This is a genomic window from Streptomyces sp. NPDC051582 (genome assembly GCF_040681715.1).
GTDB lineage: Bacteria > Actinomycetota > Actinomycetes > Streptomycetales > Streptomycetaceae > Streptomyces.
Genome location: NZ_JBFAZJ010000010.1, coordinates 76160 through 94668 on the forward strand (window position 1 = coordinate 76160; position 18509 = coordinate 94668).

Annotated in this window: 13 protein-coding genes; 8 read left to right on the forward strand and 5 right to left on the reverse strand. The window is 73.7% G+C overall.

Annotated features, from left to right (window positions below; all coding sequences use genetic code 11):
- The 4 genes from AB0M92_RS15565 to AB0M92_RS15580 all read left to right on the forward strand — a co-directional run bounded on the left by AB0M92_RS15565 (position 1) and on the right by AB0M92_RS15580 (position 4122).
- Positions 1–1035, forward strand: a complete 1035-nt coding sequence (locus tag AB0M92_RS15565; protein ID WP_366102655.1) for an ABC transporter permease — start codon at positions 1–3, stop codon at positions 1033–1035.
- Positions 1032–2018, forward strand: a complete 987-nt coding sequence (locus AB0M92_RS15570; protein ID WP_366102656.1) for an ABC transporter permease — start codon at positions 1032–1034, stop codon at positions 2016–2018. The genes AB0M92_RS15565 and AB0M92_RS15570 overlap by 4 nt, the downstream gene beginning before the upstream one ends.
- Positions 2018–3088: an ABC transporter ATP-binding protein gene (locus tag AB0M92_RS15575; RefSeq protein WP_366102657.1), complete on the forward strand. Its 1071-nt coding sequence runs from the start codon at positions 2018–2020 to the stop codon at positions 3086–3088. Before AB0M92_RS15570 ends, AB0M92_RS15575 begins: the two co-directional genes overlap by 1 nt.
- Positions 3089–3186: 98 nt before the next feature.
- Positions 3187–4122 carry an oligopeptide/dipeptide ABC transporter ATP-binding protein gene (locus AB0M92_RS15580; RefSeq protein ID WP_366102763.1) on the forward strand — a complete coding sequence of 312 codons (936 nt, stop codon included), beginning with the start codon at positions 3187–3189 and terminating at the stop codon, positions 4120–4122.
- 93 nt (positions 4123–4215) lie between these two features.
- Here the strand turns inward: AB0M92_RS15580 and AB0M92_RS15585 are convergent, their stop codons facing one another.
- A complete protein-coding gene (locus AB0M92_RS15585) occupies positions 4216–6285 on the reverse strand; it encodes a prolyl oligopeptidase family serine peptidase (RefSeq protein WP_366102658.1) in 2070 nt (689 codons plus the stop codon).
- 97 nt (positions 6286–6382) lie between these two features.
- On the opposite strand from AB0M92_RS15585, the gene AB0M92_RS15590 reads away from it, so the two are divergent.
- Positions 6383–7930: an MFS transporter gene (locus AB0M92_RS15590; RefSeq protein ID WP_366102659.1), complete on the forward strand. Its 1548-nt coding sequence runs from the start codon at positions 6383–6385 to the stop codon at positions 7928–7930.
- A gap of 18 nt (positions 7931–7948) precedes the next feature.
- On the opposite strand, the gene AB0M92_RS15595 is transcribed toward AB0M92_RS15590, so the two are convergent.
- Positions 7949–9361, reverse strand: coding sequence for a cytochrome P450 (locus AB0M92_RS15595; RefSeq protein WP_366102660.1), 1413 nt, complete (start codon positions 9359–9361; stop codon positions 7949–7951).
- A gap of 115 nt (positions 9362–9476) precedes the next feature.
- A complete protein-coding gene (locus AB0M92_RS15600) occupies positions 9477–10124 on the reverse strand; it encodes an excalibur calcium-binding domain-containing protein (RefSeq protein WP_366102661.1) in 648 nt (215 codons plus the stop codon).
- Between the two features lie 200 nt (positions 10125–10324).
- Between AB0M92_RS15600 and AB0M92_RS15605 the strand changes: the two genes are divergently transcribed.
- The 3 genes from AB0M92_RS15605 (at position 10325) to AB0M92_RS15615 (ending at position 15769) form a co-directional block, all read left to right on the forward strand.
- The gene (locus tag AB0M92_RS15605) at positions 10325–12433 is read left to right on the forward strand and encodes a protein kinase (RefSeq protein ID WP_366102662.1); all 2109 of its coding nucleotides are present in this window, start codon (positions 10325–10327) and stop codon (positions 12431–12433) included.
- A gap of 130 nt (positions 12434–12563) precedes the next feature.
- Positions 12564–13499 carry a serine/threonine protein kinase gene (locus AB0M92_RS15610; protein WP_366102663.1) on the forward strand — a complete coding sequence of 312 codons (936 nt, stop codon included), beginning with the start codon at positions 12564–12566 and terminating at the stop codon, positions 13497–13499.
- Between the two features lie 5 nt (positions 13500–13504).
- Positions 13505–15769, forward strand: a complete 2265-nt coding sequence (locus AB0M92_RS15615) for a protein kinase (protein WP_366102664.1) — start codon at positions 13505–13507, stop codon at positions 15767–15769.
- Here the strand turns inward: AB0M92_RS15615 and AB0M92_RS15620 are convergent.
- Positions 15766–16146 carry a hypothetical protein gene (locus tag AB0M92_RS15620; protein WP_366102665.1) on the reverse strand — a complete coding sequence of 127 codons (381 nt, stop codon included), beginning with the start codon at positions 16144–16146 and terminating at the stop codon, positions 15766–15768. The two genes, AB0M92_RS15615 and AB0M92_RS15620, sit on opposite strands and share 4 nt — an antisense overlap.
- A gap of 707 nt (positions 16147–16853) precedes the next feature.
- Positions 16854–18383: a UDP-N-acetylglucosamine 1-carboxyvinyltransferase gene (locus tag AB0M92_RS15625; protein ID WP_366102666.1), complete on the reverse strand. Its 1530-nt coding sequence runs from the start codon at positions 18381–18383 to the stop codon at positions 16854–16856.
- Between the last annotated feature and the right edge of the window lie 126 nt (positions 18384–18509).

Here is an 18509-nt window from a genome sequence, read left to right on the forward strand (position 1 = left end):
ATGACCACCACCGCACCCGGAGCCGGAGGCGAGGCCGCCAAGGCCCCGGCCCAGGCTCCGGCACCGGGCGGCGCCCCCGCCCCGGGCCCCGAAGCCGCCAAGGGCGGTCCCGCGGCGGCGGCCGCCCCCGGCAGCACCGGCAGCAGCCCCTGGCAGCTCGCCCGGCGCGAGCTCCGCCGCCGCCCCGCCGTCCGCGTCAGCCTCGGCGTCGTCCTCCTCTTCGTCCTGATGGCCGCCACCGCCCCCTGGCTGGGCGCCCTCGGAGGCTGGTCCCCCGAGGAGTTCGACAAGAGCGCCATCGACCCCTACCTCGGCGGCCAGCCCCTCGGCTCCCTCGGCGGGATCAGTCCCGAGCACTGGCTCGGCGTCGAACCCGTCACCGGCCGCGACCTGTTCGCCCGCGTCGTCCACGGCGCCCAGGTCTCCCTCCTCATCGCCTTCGCCGCCACCGCCATCGTCGTCGTCGCGGGCACCGCCGCCGGGATCGCCGCCGGCTACTTCGGCGGACGCACCGACACGCTCCTGTCCCGCCTGATGGACCTGACCATGTCCTTCCCCTCCCTCATCTTCATGATCGCGATGCTGTCGGTGGCCAAGGACGTCAACCGGATCGTGCTGATGACCGCCGTCATCGGCGTCTTCGGCTGGCCCGGCGTCGCCCGCGTCGTCCGCGGCCAGACGCTCTCCCTCAAACACCGCGAGTACGTGGACGCCGCCCGCGTCGGCGGCGCCGGCTCCTGGCGGATCCTGACGCGCGACATCCTCCCGGGCGTCTCGGGCCCGGTCATCGCCTACACCACCCTGCTCATCCCCGGCATGATCAGCACCGAGGCCGCGCTCAGCTACCTCGGCGTGGGCGTCCGCCCGCCGACCCCGTCCTGGGGCCAGATGATCGCCGAGTCCGTCGCCTTCTACGAGACCGACCCCATGTACTTCGTCATCCCGAGCACCTTCCTCTTCCTCGCGGTGCTCGCCTTCACCCTGCTCGGCGACGCCCTGCGCGACATCCTCGACCCGAGGGGCGGCCGCAGTTGATCCTCTACCTCGCCCGCCGGCTGCTGGCCCTCGCCGGCGTCCTGCTCGCCATCGCCGCCGTCACCTTCCTCATCTTCTACGTCCTGCCCACGGACCCGGCCGCGGCCGCCTGCGGCAAGACCTGCAGCGTCGAACGCCTGGCCGACGTACGGGCTTACCTGGGCCTGGACCAGCCGCTCTGGCGGCAGTTCGCCGACTTCCTCGGCGGCATCTTCACCGGCCGCACCCTCGGCACCGGGCAGTACGCCGTCCAGTGCGACTTCCCCTGCCTGGGCTACTCGTACGAGAACTCCCTGCCCGTGTGGGACCTGCTGATGGACCGGCTCCCGGTCTCGGCCTCCCTCGCCGTCGGCGCCGCGGCGCTGTGGCTGCTGCTCGGCCTCGGCGCCGGGGTCACCGCCGCCCTGCGCAAGGACACCGCCACCGACAAGGCACTGATGGTCGGCGCCGTCGCCGCGGCCTCGCTGCCCGTGTACTTCACCTCCGTCCTGCTCATCTACGGGGTCATCCGGGTCGCCGGGCTCCTGCCCTACCCGACCTACCAGGCCTTCACCGACGACCCGCTCTCCTGGGCGGCCAACCTGCTGTTGCCCTGGACCGCGCTCGCCCTGCTGTACGCGGCCATGTACGCCCGCCAGAGCCGCGGCTCCATGATCGAGGCGATGGCCGAGCCGTACATCCGTACCGCACGCGCCAAGGGCATGCCCGAGCGCACCGTCGTCGTCAAGCACGGCCTGCGCTCCGGGATGACCCCGATCCTCACCATCTTCGGCATGGACCTCGGCGGGCTGCTCGCCGGAGCCGTCATCACCGAGTCCATCTTCGGGCTCCCGGGCATCGGCCGGCTGTTCTACGGCGCCCTCGTCAGCTCGGACCAGCCGGTCGTCCTCGGGGTCACGCTGCTCGCCGCCTTCTTCATCGTCGTCGCCAACCTCGTCGTCGACCTCCTGTACGCCGTCATCGACCCGAGGGTGAGGTACTGATGGCCGTCGTCCCCGACCCCCCGCTGCTCGAAGTGCGCGATCTGAGCGTCACCTTCACCACCCCGCGCGGCCCCGTACGGGCCGTCGACTCGCTCGGCTTCACCGTCGAAGCCGGTCGCACCCTCGGCATCGTCGGTGAATCCGGATCGGGCAAGTCCGTCACCTCCCTCGCGGTCATGGGCCTGCACCGGGGCGCCGAGGTGGGCGGCTCCATCGCGCTCGCCGGGCAGGAGCTCACGGGCATGTCCGAGAAGCAGCTGTCCCGGCTGCGCGGCCGGAAGATGGCCATGATCTTCCAGGACCCGCTGTCCAGCCTGCACCCCTACTACACGGTCGGCGAGCAGATCGCCGAGCACTTCCGGGTGCACTTCAAGGCGGGGCGGGCCGCCGCGCGCAAGCGGGCCGTCGACATGCTCGGCGAGGTCGGCATCCCGGAGCCGGCCCGCCGCGCGGGGGAGTACCCGCACCAGTTCTCCGGCGGCATGCGCCAGCGCGCGATGATCGCCATGGCCCTGGCGTGCGAGCCCGATCTGCTGATCGCGGACGAGCCCACCACGGCCCTCGACGTGACCGTGCAGGCACAGATCCTGGAGCTCATCGCCCGGCTCCAGCAGGAGCGCGGCCTCGGCGTCGTGATGATCACCCACGACCTGGGGGTCGTCGCCCGCGTCGCCCACGAGGTGCTGGTCATGTACGGCGGCCGGGCCGCCGAACAGGCCGGGGTCGACGAGCTGTTCGCCGGGCCCGCGCATCCGTACACCCGGGGCCTGCTCGACTCGCTGCCCCGGCTCGACGACGCCGACGACGAGCCGCTGCGGGCCATCCCCGGCTCCCCGCCCTCCCTGCTCACGCCCGCCCCGGGGTGCGCCTTCGCCCCGCGGTGCGGCCTCGCCGCCGCGGGCAGCGCGGACCAGCGCGGCCGCTGCGCCACCGAGCGCCCCGAGCTGCGGCCCCACGGCGCCGGCCCGCGCACCGCCGCCTGCCATTTCGCGGGGGCCGGCGTCCCGGCGTCCGCAACGTCCGCAACGTCCGCACCGACCCCGACGACCGCTCCGGAGGCGATCCGATGACCGTAGAGGCGCGCCCCCCGGACACCACCGCACGCACGGCGGGGACCGGGACGGCCCCGGCACCGCCCCGGCCGCTGCTCTCCGTACGCGACCTGACCATGACCTTCCCCGGCAGACGCTCCGCGTCCGGGCGCCGGGGGGCGCCCGTGCGCGCCGTCGACGGGGTCTCCTTCGACCTCGCGGCGGGCGAAACCCTCGGTCTGGTCGGGGAGTCGGGATGCGGGAAGTCCACCACCGGCCGGATGCTGGTGAGGCTGCTGGAGCCCACCTCCGGCAGCATCTCCTTCGACGGACGGGACATCACGAGGCTGTCGCAGCGCGCGCTGCGCCCGCACCGGCGCCACCTCCAGATGGTCTTCCAGGACCCGCACTCCTCCCTCAACCCCCGCCAGACCGTGGCCCGGATCATCTCCGACCCGCTGCTCGTGCAGGGCTGGTCCGCCTCCGACGCCCGCCGCCGGGCGGCCGAGCTGATGGACCTGGCCGGGCTGATACCGGAGCACATCGACCGCTACCCGCACGAGTTCTCCGGCGGCCAGGCCCAGCGCATCGGGATCGCCCGCTCGCTGGCCACCAACCCCCGGCTGATCGTCGCCGACGAGCCGGTCTCCGCCCTCGACGTCTCCGTGCAGGCGCAGATCGTCAACCTGATGGAGCGGCTGCGCCGCGAACTGGGCCTGGCGTACGTGTTCATCGCGCACGACCTGTCCGTGGTGAAGCGGGTCAGCGACCGGGTCGCCGTCATGTACCTCGGCCGGATCGTCGAGATCGGCGAGAAGCGGGCCCTGTACGAGAGCCCCCAGCACCCGTACACCCGGGCGCTGCTGTCCGCCGTACCGCTGCCGGACCCGGCGGCCGAGCGGCGGCGCGAGCGGATCGTGCTGCTCGGCGACCCGCCGAGCCCGGCCGCCCCGCCCCCGGGCTGCACGTTCCATCCGCGCTGCCCGAAGGCGCAGGAGGTCTGCCGCACGGACCGCCCGCTGCTGCGGATCGCCGCCTCGCGCGAGGTGGCCTGCCACTTCCCCGGTGACTGACGGGGATCCAGGGGGAGAAGGAGGACCCCGGGCCGATCGCCGGCCCGGGGTCCTCCCGCGTCCGCGGCACGACGGGCCGTGCGGACGCGTCCGTCAGGCCAGTTCCCTGCGGAAGAACTCCAGTTCCAGCGCCGTGATCTTCTCCCGGGTGCCGTTCGGGGTCATGTGCGTGACCCCGGGGAGGGCCAGGAGCTGGTGCGGGCGGCCCGCGTCGGTCAGGGCCTGCGAGAGCCGCAGGGTGTGCGACGGGTGGACGTTGTCGTCGGCCAGGCCCGTGATCAGAAGCAGCGGCCGGGCCAGGTTCGGGGCGTCGGGGACGAGGGAGTCCCGCTCGTAGACGTCCGGGTGGTCCTGGGGCAGTCCCAGGTACCGCTCGGTGTACGCCGTGTCGTACTGCCGGAAGTCGGTGGGCGCGGCCCCGGCCGCCGCCGCGTGGAAGACGTCCGGGCGGCGCAGCACCGCCATCGCGGCGAGGTAGCCGCCGTACGACCACCCGCGCACCCCGACCCGGCCGAGGTCCAGGTCCGGGTGGCGCAGGGCGAGTGCGTGCAGGGCCGCGACCTGGTCGTCCAGGGTGACCTCGGAGAAGCCGCGGTACATGGCGTGGGTGAAGGCGGGGGACACGTACGGGGTGCCGCGGTTGTCGACGGTGACCACCGCGAAGCCGCGGTCGGCCCACCACTGCCGCTGCTGCCAGCGGCGCGGCTCGGCGGACACGTCCTGGTGGCCGGGGCCGCCGTAGCCGTCGATCAGCACGGGCAGCCGCCGGCCCGGGACATGTCCGCGCGGGAGGACCAGCGCGGTCGGGATGCCGTGCTCGGTGACCCGCTCCAGCACCGGCACGACCCGGTAGGGCAGCGGCGCGGACAGGTCACCGGGTACGAACTCGCGTCCGTCGGCGGTGCGTACGGTGCGCCGTATCCCGTCGGCGTCGGCGCTGGTCAGCAGTAGCGTCCCGGCCGAGGCATGCACGCCGTGCACCCCGGGTCCGTCGGCGAGCGGGGTCAGCTCCCCGGTGTCGGGGTCGAGCAGGAGCACCTGCTGCTCGGCGGGGTCGCGTTGCCCGGCCTCGATCAGCAGCCGGTCCCGGTGGACCCCGGCCACCCGGCGGACCTGGATCCCGTCCCCGGTCAGGAGCTTCCCGTCGAGGGCGAGACCGCGCGCGCCGCCGCCCTCGGTGTCGGCGCTGGTCAGCATCCGCCCGTCGGTGAGGCGGGCCGGGGTGCCGGGCACCAGCGGGTCGACCCAGTGGGGGTGGACGGTGCGCGACAGCTCCCGGGTGCGGCCGGTGGCCGGGTCGGCGGTGAGCAGCAGCACGTTCTGCTGGAGCCGGTCCTGGACGGTCAGCAGGATCTCCGTCTCGGACTCCCAGTCGGCGTCGGAGACGTACGGGTACCGCGCCGCGTCCCAGTCGAGCCGCACCCGGGCGCCGTCCGGGCCGAACACCCACAGCTGGACCTCGGCGTTGGGCCCGCCCGCCTCGGGGTAGGCGAAGTCCTCGGCCGGGAGCTCGGGGTGCGCGGGGTCGGCGAAGTGGCGCCGCTGGAGGGCGGATTCGTCGACGCGGGCGGCCAGCAGGGTCCGTCCGTCGGGGGACCACCAGTGGCCCCGGTCGCGGCCCAGCTCCTCGGCGGCGGCGAACTCCGCGAGACCCCAGCGCGCCCCGTCGGCGGGGCTGATCCGGCCGCCGGGGTGGGTGTGCAGGGCGTCGTCGGTGACGTACGCGGTGCGGGAGCCGTCGGCGTTGGGGCGCGGGTCGAAGGCGGGCCCGGCGGTCGGGATCTCCTCGGGCCCGCCCTTCCCCTCGGGGCCGCCTTCGCAACTCACCCGGTACAGGTGCCCGTACAGCGGGAACACCGCGCTGCGGCCGTCGCCGGAGAGCGCGTACGAGCCGATCCCGGCGGCCACGAGCCGGATCCGCTCGCGCAGCCGGCGCTCGGCGACCGGCAGGGTGCCCGGCTCGGGGCAGAGCGCCCGGGGATCGGCGAGCAGGGTTTCGGTGCCGGTCGCGGTGTCCAGGATCCAGAGGCTGTCGAAGGCGTCGGTGGGGCCGGTGGAGCGGAGGAACCAGAGGAGCCGGCCTTCGTCCCCGAAGGAGAAGGCGCGCGGGGCGCCGTACGTGAAACGGCCGGTGCTCGCGGAGAGCCTGAGGAAGTCATCCATGATCGTAGTGTGTCATGTGAAATGGCACACTGTACATGTCATGCAGCCTAGGCCATTCGAGTGGTGTACCCCGGGGAGCGGGTTTAGCGTCGAAAAGGTGGACGAGAACGCAGCGCCGATCAGCAACGGCACCGACGGCAAGGTGCGAGGAAGCGGAAACGGCCTCGCGCTGTTCGTGATCGCGTCCTGCCAGCTCATGGTCGTTCTCGACATCACCATCGTGAACATCGCGCTTCCGCACATCCAGACCGCCCTCGGCTTCTCCACCGAAAGCCTGTCCTGGGTCGTCAACGCCTACACCCTCACCTTCGGCGGGCTCCTCCTCCTCGGCGGACGGACGGGCGACATCCTCGGCCGCAAACGCGTGTTCATCTTCGGCATCCTGCTCTTCGGCCTGGCCTCGCTCCTCGGCGGCCTCGCCCAGAACGAGGGCCAGCTGCTGGCCGCCCGGGCCCTCCAGGGCGTCGGCGGCGCCATCGCCTCCCCGACCGCGCTGGCGCTGATCACCACCACGTTCCGGGAAGGCCCGGCGCGCAACCGGGCGTTCGGCGTGTTCGCCGCCGTCTCGGCGGGCGGCGGCGCGATCGGACTGCTGGCCGGCGGCATCCTCGTCGAATGGCTCGACTGGCGCTGGGTGCTCTTCGTCAACGTCCCGATCGCCGTGGCCATCGCGGTGATGGCCGCGCGGGTCATCCGCGAGTCCGCACGCCACCCCGGACACTTCGACCTCGCCGGCGCGCTGCTGTCCACCCTGGGCATGGTCGCCCTCGTCTACGGGTTCATCCGCGCCTCCCAGAAGGGCTGGACCGACCCGTACACCCTGGGCTCCTTCGGCGCTGCCGTGGTCCTGCTCCTGCTGTTCTTCCTCAACGAGCGGCGCTCGCCGCAGCCGATCACCCCGCTGCACATGTTCGCCGACCGCAACCGGGCCGGCTCGTACGGCATCATGCTCTTCCTCGCCTGCGCGATGTTCGGCATGTTCTTCTTCCTGACCCTGTTCGTGCAGAACGTGCTGGGCTTCAGCCCCATCCAGGCCGGCCTCGCGTTCCTGCCGGTGAGCGCCGTCATCGCCGTCGGCGCGGGCATCACGTCCCAGCTGCTGCCCAGGGTCGGTCCGAAACCCTTCATGGTGGCGGGCGCCCTGTGCTCGGCGGCCGGCCTCGCCTGGCTGACGCAGACCGACATCCACTCGACGTACCTCGGCAGCATCCTGGGCCCGGTGCTCGTGTTCAGCCTCGGCATGGGCATGCAGTTCGTCTCGCTGACCCTGATGGCCCTGTCCAACGTCGCCGACCGGGAGTCGGGAGCTGCGTCCGGACTCCTCAACACGACGCAGCAGGTGGGCGGATCGCTGGGCCTGTCGATCCTGGTCACGGTCTTCGGCACGGCCAGCCGCAACGAGGCCCACGACCAGGTCCCGGCCTTCCTGAGCCAGGCGGACCCGGCCCAGAAGGCCCTCTTCCTGCGCACCGGACAGCTCCCGGACCCGTGGGGCGACCAGGTGCTCACCTCCGGCGTCAGCGCCGCGTTCATCGTCGCCGCCGGCTTCGCCCTGGTCGCGGCGCTCATCGCCCTGCTGGTGATCCAGGTGCGCCCCTCGGACCTGGAACGCCTCAAGGGCAACCACACGCCGGCGGCGGTCTGACGGCCCTTGCGGGGACGGCTACCGCCCGGTGCCCCGGATCCGGCAGCGCACCGGGCCGTGCGCCTGGAGGGTGATCCCGGCGGTGACCGGGACGTCGGTGTCCACGGCCTCGAACTCGTACGCGCGCAGGATCATCGCCAGCGCGATCACCGACTCCAGCATCGAGAAGTGCTGACCGATGCAGGCGCGCGGGCCGCCGCCGAACGGGAACCAGGCGTAGCGGGGGCGTCCGGCCTCCGCCTCCGCAGTGAAGCGCTCCGGGTCGAAGCGGTCCGGGTCCGGCCAATGGCGCGGGTCGCGGTGCGTCACCCACGGGGCCACGATCACGTTCGCGCCCGCCGGGATCGTCAGCCCGCCGACCTCGGTGGCCGCGACCGCGCTGCGCCCGATGACCGGGGCCGCCGGGTAGAGCCGCATCGCCTCCTTGAGGACCCGCGTGAGGTACGGGAGCCGGTCGAGGTCGGCGGCCTGCGGCGTACGGTCGCCCAGGACGCGCGAGAGCTCCTCGCGGGCCTGCGCCTGCTGCTCGGGGTGGCGGGCCAGCAGGTGCAGGGAGAAGGCGAGCGAGGTGGCTGTCGTCTCGTGCCCGGCGAGCAGGAAGATCAGCACCTGGTCGCGCAGTTCGGCGGCGTCGAACTCCCCGTCGTCCGTGCCGGAGGCGGCGGCGAGCAGGCCGAGCAGGTCCTCGCCGGGATCGTCGCCGCCCGCGGCCGTGCCGTCGCCGCGGCGGGCGGCGATGATGGTGTCGCACGCCGCGTACAGCTCGTCCATCGCGGCGGCCGCCCGCTTGTTGCCCGGAGTGGGCCAGCTGCGCGGAATGTTGGCGGGGGAGTAGCCGCGGCGCAGCACGTACTCGGTGATGACCGGAAAACACCGGTCGACGACGTCGACCGTGGCCTCCACGTCGGTGCCGAAGAGGATGCGGGCGACCGCGCGCAGGGCGAGGCGCATCATCTCCTCGCCGACGTCGACCACGCCGCCCGGCGCCCGGTCCCAGCCCGCGACGACGGTCCGGGTCTCGGCGGCGACGGCGCCGGCGTACCCGTCGACCCGGCGCTTGGTGAACAGCGGCTGGACGAGCCGGCGCTGGCGCAGGTAGTCCTCGTCCTGGCTGGTCAGCAGGCCGTTGCCGAAGGAGTCCCGGATCTCCTGGTAGAAGGCGTTGTCCTTGCGGAAGTTGGCCGAGTCCGAGGCCAGGACCTGCTGCGCGCCCTCGGCGGAGAAGACGCAGTAGAGCTCGGCGCGCAGCCCGGGCGGGCCGGCGGTGATCCGCACGACGTCTCCGTGCCGCCGCTGGGCGCGCAGGTAGGTCCCGAGGGAGTCCGTTGTCAGGTCGAAGAGGGAACCGAGCAGCGGAACCCCGCTGAGCGTCGGGACCTCCGCATCGCTTCGGCTCCCGCTTTTGGACCCCGTCCGTGTACCCACCGTCATGGCCGCCCCCTCGACACCGCCCGTACCGACGCCCCCGATTCTGCCCGCCCGGACCTCCGCACCGCCGGGCAGGCCTGACCCGACCGGCTGATTCCGGCCGATCGGCCGACGACGGCTACGTGTCGCAGGCGATCCCGTCCTTGTCCCGGTCGAGGGCCTCCCGGTACCCGGGCCTGCCGCGCCGCATGGGGGCGGCCCCGGCGGCCTTGGCGTCGGCGCAGGTCTTGTAGTAGGCGCTGCTCCCACCACCGCCCCCGCCGGCACCACCGTTCCCGCCGCCCCCGTCACCGCCGGTGGAGCCGGTGTCGGTCGGCGGCGAGGTCTTCGGCTTCGGCGGCGCCGGGGTCTTGGAGGGGGCCGGGGCGGCGCCGGCCTTGTCCGGGCAGGGCCGGCCGGGCGCGACGAGGGAGAGCTCGACGGTGGACGCCGGCTCCACGGGGACCCCGGCCGCCGGGGTCTGGAAGCAGACCGTCCAGGCCGTGTGGTCGGCGGCCGGCTTCACGTCGGAGTAGGCGCTGCGCACCTCGACGGGCCGGGTGACCACCTTCTTGACGGCGCCCTCGGCGTCGGCGAACTTCTGCCCGATGAGCGAGGGCATCGCGGGAGTGGTGGGCGAGGACGAGGACGAGGGCGAGGGCGCGACGGCGGCCGCCGAACCCGCCCCCGCCGAACCCTCCTTGGGGGCCGGATCCTCGCACCCACTGCCGAGCGCGACCACGACGCCCACGACCGCCGCCACGGCAAAACCCCGACGCTGGAACACGTCTGACCCCCCAAGATCAACACTCTGCGCAACCGCCGCAGCGTACGCGTGTCACTCCACCACACGTGCACCGGTTTCGCGCCGTTTTCCCTGGCATGCGCATGCAGCCAGGTGCGCCACTGCCGGCCGGCCGGACCCCGCCTAGGATCGGGCAGGCCCGGGCTACGGGCCGACCCACCCCCGACAGAAGGCAGTACCCCATGGAACCGCTCGGCCCCGGCGACCCGATCCGGCTCGGCCCGTACCGGGTCGTCGGCATCCTCGGCGAAGGCGGCATGGGCAAGGTCTACCTCGGCCGCGACGGCGCCGGCCGGCCCGCCGCGGTCAAGGTCCTGCTCCCCGAACTGGCCGACGACCCGAACCTCGCCCAGCGCTTCCTGCGCGAGGCGCGGACCGCGCAGTCGGTCACCGGCAGCGGCGTGGCCCGCGTGCTGAACGCGCAGAGCGAGGGCAACCGCCCGTGGATCGCCACCGAGTTCCTCGCCGGGCCCACCCTCGACGAGGCCGTACGCCGGTACGGGCCGCTCGGCGGCGACACCGTACGGGCCCTGACCGCCTCCCTCGCCGCCACCCTGCGGGAGATCCACGCCGCGGGCCTGGTCCACCGCGACCTGAAGCCGGCCAACATCGTCCTCACCTCGGGCGGCCCGCGCGTCATCGACTTCGGCATCGCCCGCCCCGAGCACGGGCTGACCCTCACCACCACGGGCCAGGTCCCCGTCACCCCCGGCTACGGCGCCCCCGAGCAGGTGCTCGGCCGGCGCGTCGGCCCAGCCGCGGACGTCTTCTCGCTCGGCGCGGTGCTCGCGTACGCGGCGAGCGGTCAGCGCGCGTTCGACGGGACGCACGTGGCCGCCGTGCAGTACGAGGTCGTGCACGGTGAACCGCAACTCGCCTCCGTTCCGGCGGACGTGCGGCACCTGATCGCGCCCTGCCTCGCCAAGGACCCGGCGCACCGGCCGACACCCGAGCAGATCGAGGCCGCCTTCGCCCCGCCGCGCGGGGCGGACCGGGCCTGGCTCAAGGGGCCGATCGCCGACGACATCGCCCGCCGGACCGCCGACGCCAAGCGGCAGACCGCGCTCGACGGACCGGGGGCCGGCTCCGGCTCCGGCTCCGCCGCCGGGCCGTCCCGCCGCCGGCTGCTGCGCGGCTCGCTGGCGGCGGGCGGCGTGCTGGTCGCCTCGGGCACGGCGACCGGCTCCTGGTGGCTGCTGCGGGACGACACGCGTCCGCTCCCCGCCGCCGGGCCGGCCCGCACCGAGCAGCCGATGTCCCTGTCGGCCGACGCCTACGGCCGGCTGCCGACGCCCCTGTGGGGGCCGCTCCCGGTGGCGGCGCAGGCGGTGGACGGCGTGGTCACGCCCCCGCTGCCGCTGCTCGACGTGGTCGTGTTCGCCGCCAAGGGGGGCGGGCTGGCGGCCCGCACGAGCCACGACGGCAAGGAGAAGTGGCGGCTGGCGGACGTGTCGCCGAAGGCCGGCCTCCTCGCCTTGCCGGACCAGGGGTTCGTGACCGCCGACGCCGGCGGTGCGCTCCTCGGCTTCGAAGCCTCCACCAGCAGGCGGTCGTGGAAGGTGGCGGGCGCCGACACCGGCCGCATCCTGGCCGCCGACGAGTCGGCCGTCTACCTGCTGACCCGCGATCGCCGGCTGCGCGCCGTGGACACCCGCAGCCGCAAGGTCCGTTGGACGGTGCGGCTGGCCCAGGGCGCCGTACAGGGCGCCGGGCCGCTGGCCGCGGCCGGATCGGGACGGCTCGTCGTGTCCGGCGCCGACGGCGACGTCCTCGCCGTCGACACCTCGACGGGAGACACGGTCTGGTGGGTCAACGGTCAGGCGAAGTCGGCCGTCGCACCCCTCGTCGACAAGGACACCGCGTATCTGGGCGGCCGGAACCTGAGCGCCCGCAACCTCGCCGACGGAAAGGCGAAGTGGCAGGCGGACGAGACCGAGCACGGCGCGCAGCCGGCCACCGCCGACTGGGGTCCGGTGGCCCCGTACGGGGACTACGTCATCGGCGTGCACGGCTCGGCACTGAGCTGGGCGAGGACCGGCACCGGTCTGCCGTGGTCGAAAGTCCGCGGCGGGAAGGGCTCGTTGCCGAACACCCTCCCCGTGGTGCAGAGCCGCACGGTCTGGGCGGTCGAGGCGGACGGGAGCGGCGTGTCGGCCTACTCCGCCGAGCACGGCGCCCTGTACTGGACCGTGGCGCCCGAGTCGCAGGGCCCCTGGGCCGTTTCCGGCGCCGGGAACCGCGTCTTCCTCGTCAACGACGGGAAGCTCACGGCCATGCCCACCGTCGACTGATCACGGTGCCCGCGGCCCTGCCCGCCGCTCCGGCCGAGGCCCCGCCCGCGGCAGCGCTCACCCGGTTCTGCCGCGCCCCCGACCAGCGCTTAGGCTCGGTCCGCCACTTCACCGACCCCGGGGACCGCGCATGGAACGCCTACGCCAGGACGACCCGCCGTACATCGGGCCGTACACGACCCTGGCCCGGCTCGACGCCGATTCCACCGAGCGCACCGTTCCCGAACGCCGCTACCTGGCGCGCACCGCCGACGGCGAGCGCACCGTCCTCGTCGTCCTGCCCCGGGTGGGCGCCGATCCCTCCCGGTGGGCGATCGAGGCCGAGTGGGCCCGACGGCTGTCCGTGGCCCGGTTCCTCACCGTCGCCGAGGTGGGCGGGACGGCCGGACTGCCCTGGTACGCGGCCCCGTACACGCCCGTGCTGCCGCTGCCGGCCGTGCTCGCCGCGTACGGCGGCCCGCTGCCCGAGAACCTCGTCCGCGGACTGGGCGCCGCGCTGGCGGAGGGGGTGGCCGCCGCGCACGCCCGGGGCGTGACGCACGCGGGCCTGTCGCCGGCAGCCGTACTGCTCACCCCGGGCGGCCCGCTGCTGACCTGCTTCGGTGCGGTACGGGCGGCCGCCCCCGAGGGGACACCGCGGGCGGGGCTTCCCGGGCTCGATGCCGGCTGTCTCGCCGCGCAGGAGGCGGCGGGCGGCCCGCCCGGACCGCTCGGGGACGTCTTCGCGCTCGGCGCCGTGCTGGCGTACGCCTCGACCGGGCACACCGTGCCCGAGCAGAGCGAACTGCCGCCGGGGCTGCGGCGCCCGGTGGCCGCGTGCCTGGCGCGCGACCCCGCGGACCGGCCGTCGGCGCAGGAGCTGCTGCGCGAGCTCGCGGCACCGGTCGCGGGTACCGGCCCCACGGAGGCCTCGCCGCTGCCGGCCGGGACGGTCCTCGACCACGCGGCCCCCCTGCCGCTGCCGGGTCGTGTCGTCGCCGCGCTGGCGCACCAGTCCGCATGGCTGCTCGGCATGGAACTGACCGCGGCACGGGAGCCGCTCGCGCCGGCCCGGAAGGTGCACTGACCCCCATGCCCCAGGTATCGCCCCCGGCCTCCCCGACCCCCCCGGCCTCCTCCGACCCGGCGGCCTCCCCGGACCTTCCCCCGTCGCCGAACCCCGCCCCTTCGCCGGACGCCCCCCGTTCCCCGTTCGCGCCGCTCACCCACGAAGACCCGCAGCAGGTCGGCGGCTTCCGGCTGCTCGCCCGGCTGGGCAGCGGCGGCATGGGCACGGTCTACCTGGCCCGCTCGGCGGGCGGGCGCACGGTCGCGCTCAAGACCGCGCACGCCCGGATCGCCGCCGACACCGACTTCCGCACCAGGTTCCGGCTGGAGGCGGACGCGGCCCGGATCATCGGCGACCGGTACGGCGCCCGCGTCTTCGCCTCCGACGCCCTGGCCGCGACGCCCTGGCTGGCCGCCGAGTACCTGATCGGACCGCAGCTGGACGAGGCGGTACGCGCCGGGGGACCGCTGCCCGAGCCGGGTGTCCGGACGCTGGGCGCGGACCTCGCCCGGGCGCTCGGCCTGCTGCACCGCTCGGACGTGGTGCACCGCGACCTCAAACCGTCCAACATCATGATCACGGCGGCCGGGCCGAAGGTCATCGACTTCGGTATCGCCCGCGCCCTCGGCGACGAGCGGCTGACGCGGGTCGGTGCGGTGGCGGGCACGCCCGCGTACATGTCCCCCGAGCAGGCGGGCGGTCTCGAACACACCCCGGCGGGCGATGTGTTCGCGCTGGCCGGGGTCCTCGTCTTCGCGGCGAGCGGGCACGCCCCGTTCGGCGGCGGGCAGGCCGCCGACCTCCTCTACCGGGTGCGGTACGCGGAGCCCGACCTGAGCGGCGTACCGGTGGGACTGGCGCGGCTGCTCGCCCGCTGCCTGGACAAGGACCCGGCACGGCGGCCCGCGACCGCCGAGCTGGCGCAGCTGCTCGCGCCCGGGGACGGCCTCTTCGAGGACGGGCTGCCGCAGCCCGTCCTCGCGGACATCGCCCGGCGCAGCGCACTGGTCTGGCGCGAGCCCCCGGACCGGCTCCCGCCGCCTGCCGCGGAACCCCGTGCGACGGGCGTCTCGCGCCGCACCCTGCTCACGCTGGCCGCAGCCGCGGTCGGCGGCGCGGGCCTCGCCGGCGGAGGCCTGTGGGCCTGGCGGGCCAACCGGGCCCAGGACGGGGCGCCGGACGCCCAGCTCCCCCTGCGACCCGCCCCCGCCCCGCTGTGGACACGCGACATCGCGCGCACGGGAGAGGGCGCCGAGCCGCTGCGGGTCGGCAGCCTGCTCTTCGCGGTCGCGGGGATCACGGCCGTCGGCATGGACGCGCAGACGGGCGCACCGCGGCAGGACTACCGCATCACGCACACCTGGCGCGTCACCACCGACGGCACGGCGCTGTACGCGCTGAAGGAGCCCGACGCCCCTGACCCGGCAGCACTTGAGGTGCTGCTCCTCCCTCTGGAGTCCGGCAAGGAGCCGTCCCCCGTCGTGAAGCTGCCGGCTTTCGACGGCACCCACGTACTCAACCAACTGCTGTGCGTGGACGGCGCCGCGGCGTACCTCCTTGCCAAGTCCGCCGCGGGCGAGGCGTGGTTCCTGGTGGCGGCGAGCCTGCAGTCCGGCCGCGAACTGTGGCGCCGGCCCGCGCCGGCCCCCGACAAGGACCTGGTCGCCCGGAACCTCCCGGCCGTGGTGCGCGGCAAGCCGGTCAAGGGCGGACTGCTCCTGTGCCGCCGCGCCGACGCGGGCGACACCCTGACCCTGGCCCTGCACGACACCGCCGGCGGTGCGACGCGCTGGCAGAAGTCACTGTCCGTCCCGGGCGCGGTGCCCCACCGGCTGGCCGCGGACGAGGAACACGTCTACCTGGGCACCGCGACCCTCCAGGCGGTGCGGCTCTCCGACGGTGCTCCGGCCTGGTCCTTCGGCAAGGACCGCGAGCAGGTGAAGAACCTGTACGGCCAACGCCGCTACGGCATCCCCACCGTCCGCGACGGGGTCGTCTATGCCGTCGAGGGCGCGGGCGGCATCGTCGCCGTGGACGCCCGCACGGGCACCGAGCGCTGGACGGAGCCCCCCGTGAAGGACGCCGTCCCCAACGGCGACATCGCCCCGGTGGTATCCGCCGGCCACGTCTACAGCATGGACAGCACCGGCCTCCGGGCGGTGGACACCCGCACCCACCGCCCGGTCTGGCGCTACGAAACCCGCGCGGACACCCTGGCCTCCGACCCCGGCGCCACCCGGCTCTACGCCCGGGACACGACCAGGCTCCACGCCTTCCACATCGACTAGCGCCCCGCGTCGAGCTGCGGCCGTCGTCCGCCGGCACCGCCCCTTGCGATGCCGGGTGCCAAGGCGCGGGCCAGGGAGGCTTCCGGATCCGGGGCGATGCCGGGCGCAGGCGTGTGGGTGGCCGCCGGGTGGAGCGGGTTGCCCAGCAGCTTCGGGCACGGGGTGCCGGGATCGGTGATGTGCAGGAGCACGGTCATCTTCTGCGGCTCCGTGATGACCTCGCCCTTGTCGTGGTTCTGGGTGCAGACGATCCAGTCGTCCGTGTTCGAGGGAAGGGCGACGTCGGTGTAGGCGCTCCTCCGGTCGATGCGATCGAGCTTGTACGGCCTCAGGAGCAGCACCGCCTGAGCGACGTCCTTGCCGGCGATGTCAGGCATCGTCAGGACGTTCGCGGAGGGGGAGGCGGAAGGAGCGGGTACGGCGGTCGCCGTGGCCGAGGTGTCACCGCTGCCGCCGATCCCGATACCGATTCGGGCGGTGGGGGGCCGGCTCGATGCCGTCCGCGTCGTGAACGCCGAGAGCCCCCGTCGGCAGGAAGACCGTGAGTGGACGGCGCTGCGCCTTGGCCTCCTTCACCTCCCGGGCGAACGCGGCCGGGCGAGCGCCCGAAGTACACGGGACGCTGCCCGGCTCCGGGGGTGGGCAGGTCTCTTGCTTTCCCTGCGGCTTTGAAGTGGTCGGCGACACCGGGCCGGCCGAGGCGAGTTGAGGCGTCGCACGGCTTCCCGAGCTCCCCGAGAGGCGGGACCCGGTCGGCCACGCACGGACGGTATTCGTCCACTCTGGGTAGCGTCAAGCGCTGCATCGGTTCCCGGTGGGGGCCTTTGGCCTGCGCTTTTCTTGGCAAATGCGGATCAAAAGACCGAAGCCCCATCACCCCTGGTGAGGGGTGATGGGGCCTCAAGTGCGCGCCCGTGTCACTGATGGCACGTCAGTCAACGCGTCTACCGCGGCGCGTGCCGTGCACGAGGCGACGGAAGGGGTTGGGGGGCGCCGAGGGGTGTGAGGAGGTGATCTCGTAGGTCATCGGCCACTTCTGAGGGAGCGTCTGCACTGCCTGCTCGGCCACCTTGTGTCCGACTCCCTAGATGTCGCGGAAGATCTCGATCTGGGCGCCCACCGAGTTGAGGCGTTCCGCGAGTTCCTCGTAGCCGCGGTTGATGACGTAGACGTTGCGCAGGACCGAGGTGCCTTCGGCCGCCATCATCGCCAGGAGGACGACCACCGCCGGGCGGAGGGCCGGCGGGCACATCATCTCCGCCGCGCGCCAGCGCGTCGGGCCCTCGACCAGGACGCGGTGGGGGTCCAGGAGCTGGAGGCGGCCGCCGAGGCGGTTGAGGTCCGTCAGGTAGATGGCCCGGTTGTCGTACACCCAGTCGTGGATCAGCGTCTGGCCCTGGGCCGCTGCCGCGATGGCCGCGAAGAACGGGACGTTGTCGATGTTCAGCCCGGGGAACGGCATCGGGTGGATCTTGTCGATCGGGGCTTCGAGCTTCGAGGGGCGGACCGTCAGGTCCACCAGGCGGGTGCGGCCGTTGTCCGCCGTGTACTCCGCCGAGCGGTCGTGGTCGAGGCCCATCTCCTCCAGTACCGCGAGCTCGATCTCCATGAACTCGATCGGGACCCGGCGGATCGTCAGCTCCGACTCCGTGACCACCGCGGCCGCGACCAGGCTCATCGCCTCGACCGGGTCCTCGGAGGGGGAGTAGTCCACGTCCACGTCGATGTTCGGGATGCCGTGGACCGTCAGCGTCGTCGTGCCGATGCCGTCCACGCGCACGCCGAGCGCCTCCAGGAAGAAGCACAGGTCCTGGACCATGTAGTTGGAGGAGGCGTTGCGGATGACCGTGGCGCCGTCGTGCCGGGCGGCGGCCAGCAGCGCGTTCTCGGTGACCGTGTCCCCGCGCTCGGTCAGCACGATCGGGCGGCCGGGGGAGACCCCCGCCTCGACCTTCGCGTGGTAGATGCCCTCGGTCGCCGTGATGTCCAGGCCGAAGCGGCGCAGGGCGATCATGTGCGGTTCGATCGTGCGGGTGCCGAGGTCGCAGCCGCCGGCGTACGGCAGGCGGAACTGGTCCATCCGGTGCAGCAGCGGGCCCAGGAACATGATGATGCTCCGGGTGCGCCGGGCCGCGTCCGCGTCCATGGCGTCCATGTCGAGGCGGGCCGGCGGGACGATCTCCAGGTCCACGCCCTCGTTGATCCAGCGGGTGCGGACGCCGATGGAGTTCAGGACTTCGAGGAGCCGGTAGACCTCCTCGATGCGGGCGACCCGGCGCAGCACCGTGCGGCCCTTGTTGAGCAGCGTGGCGCACAGCAGGGCCACGCAGGCGTTCTTGCTCGTCTTGACGTCGATGGCGCCGGACAGCCGGCGGCCGCCGACGACCCGCAGGTGCATCGGGCCGGCGTAGCCCAGAGAGACGATTTCGCTGTCGAGGGCTTCACCGATTCGGGCGATCATCTCAAGGCTGATGTTCTGGTTGCCGCGCTCGATCCGGTTCACGGCGCTCTGGCTGGTGCCCAGCGCGTCCGCGAGTTGACTCTGCGTCCAGCCCCGGTGCTGCCGGGCGTCACGGATGAGCTTGCCGATGCGTACGAGGTAGTCGTCTGCCATGGATGCACCGTATCTCAGATATGAGATGCCCTCTGCGTCGGGTGTGGCAGACGGGTGTTACCGACCGTCAGATGTTCTGCGTGTCGCTTCCACCCGTCTCGCAACGCATCGCTCCAATTATGGACA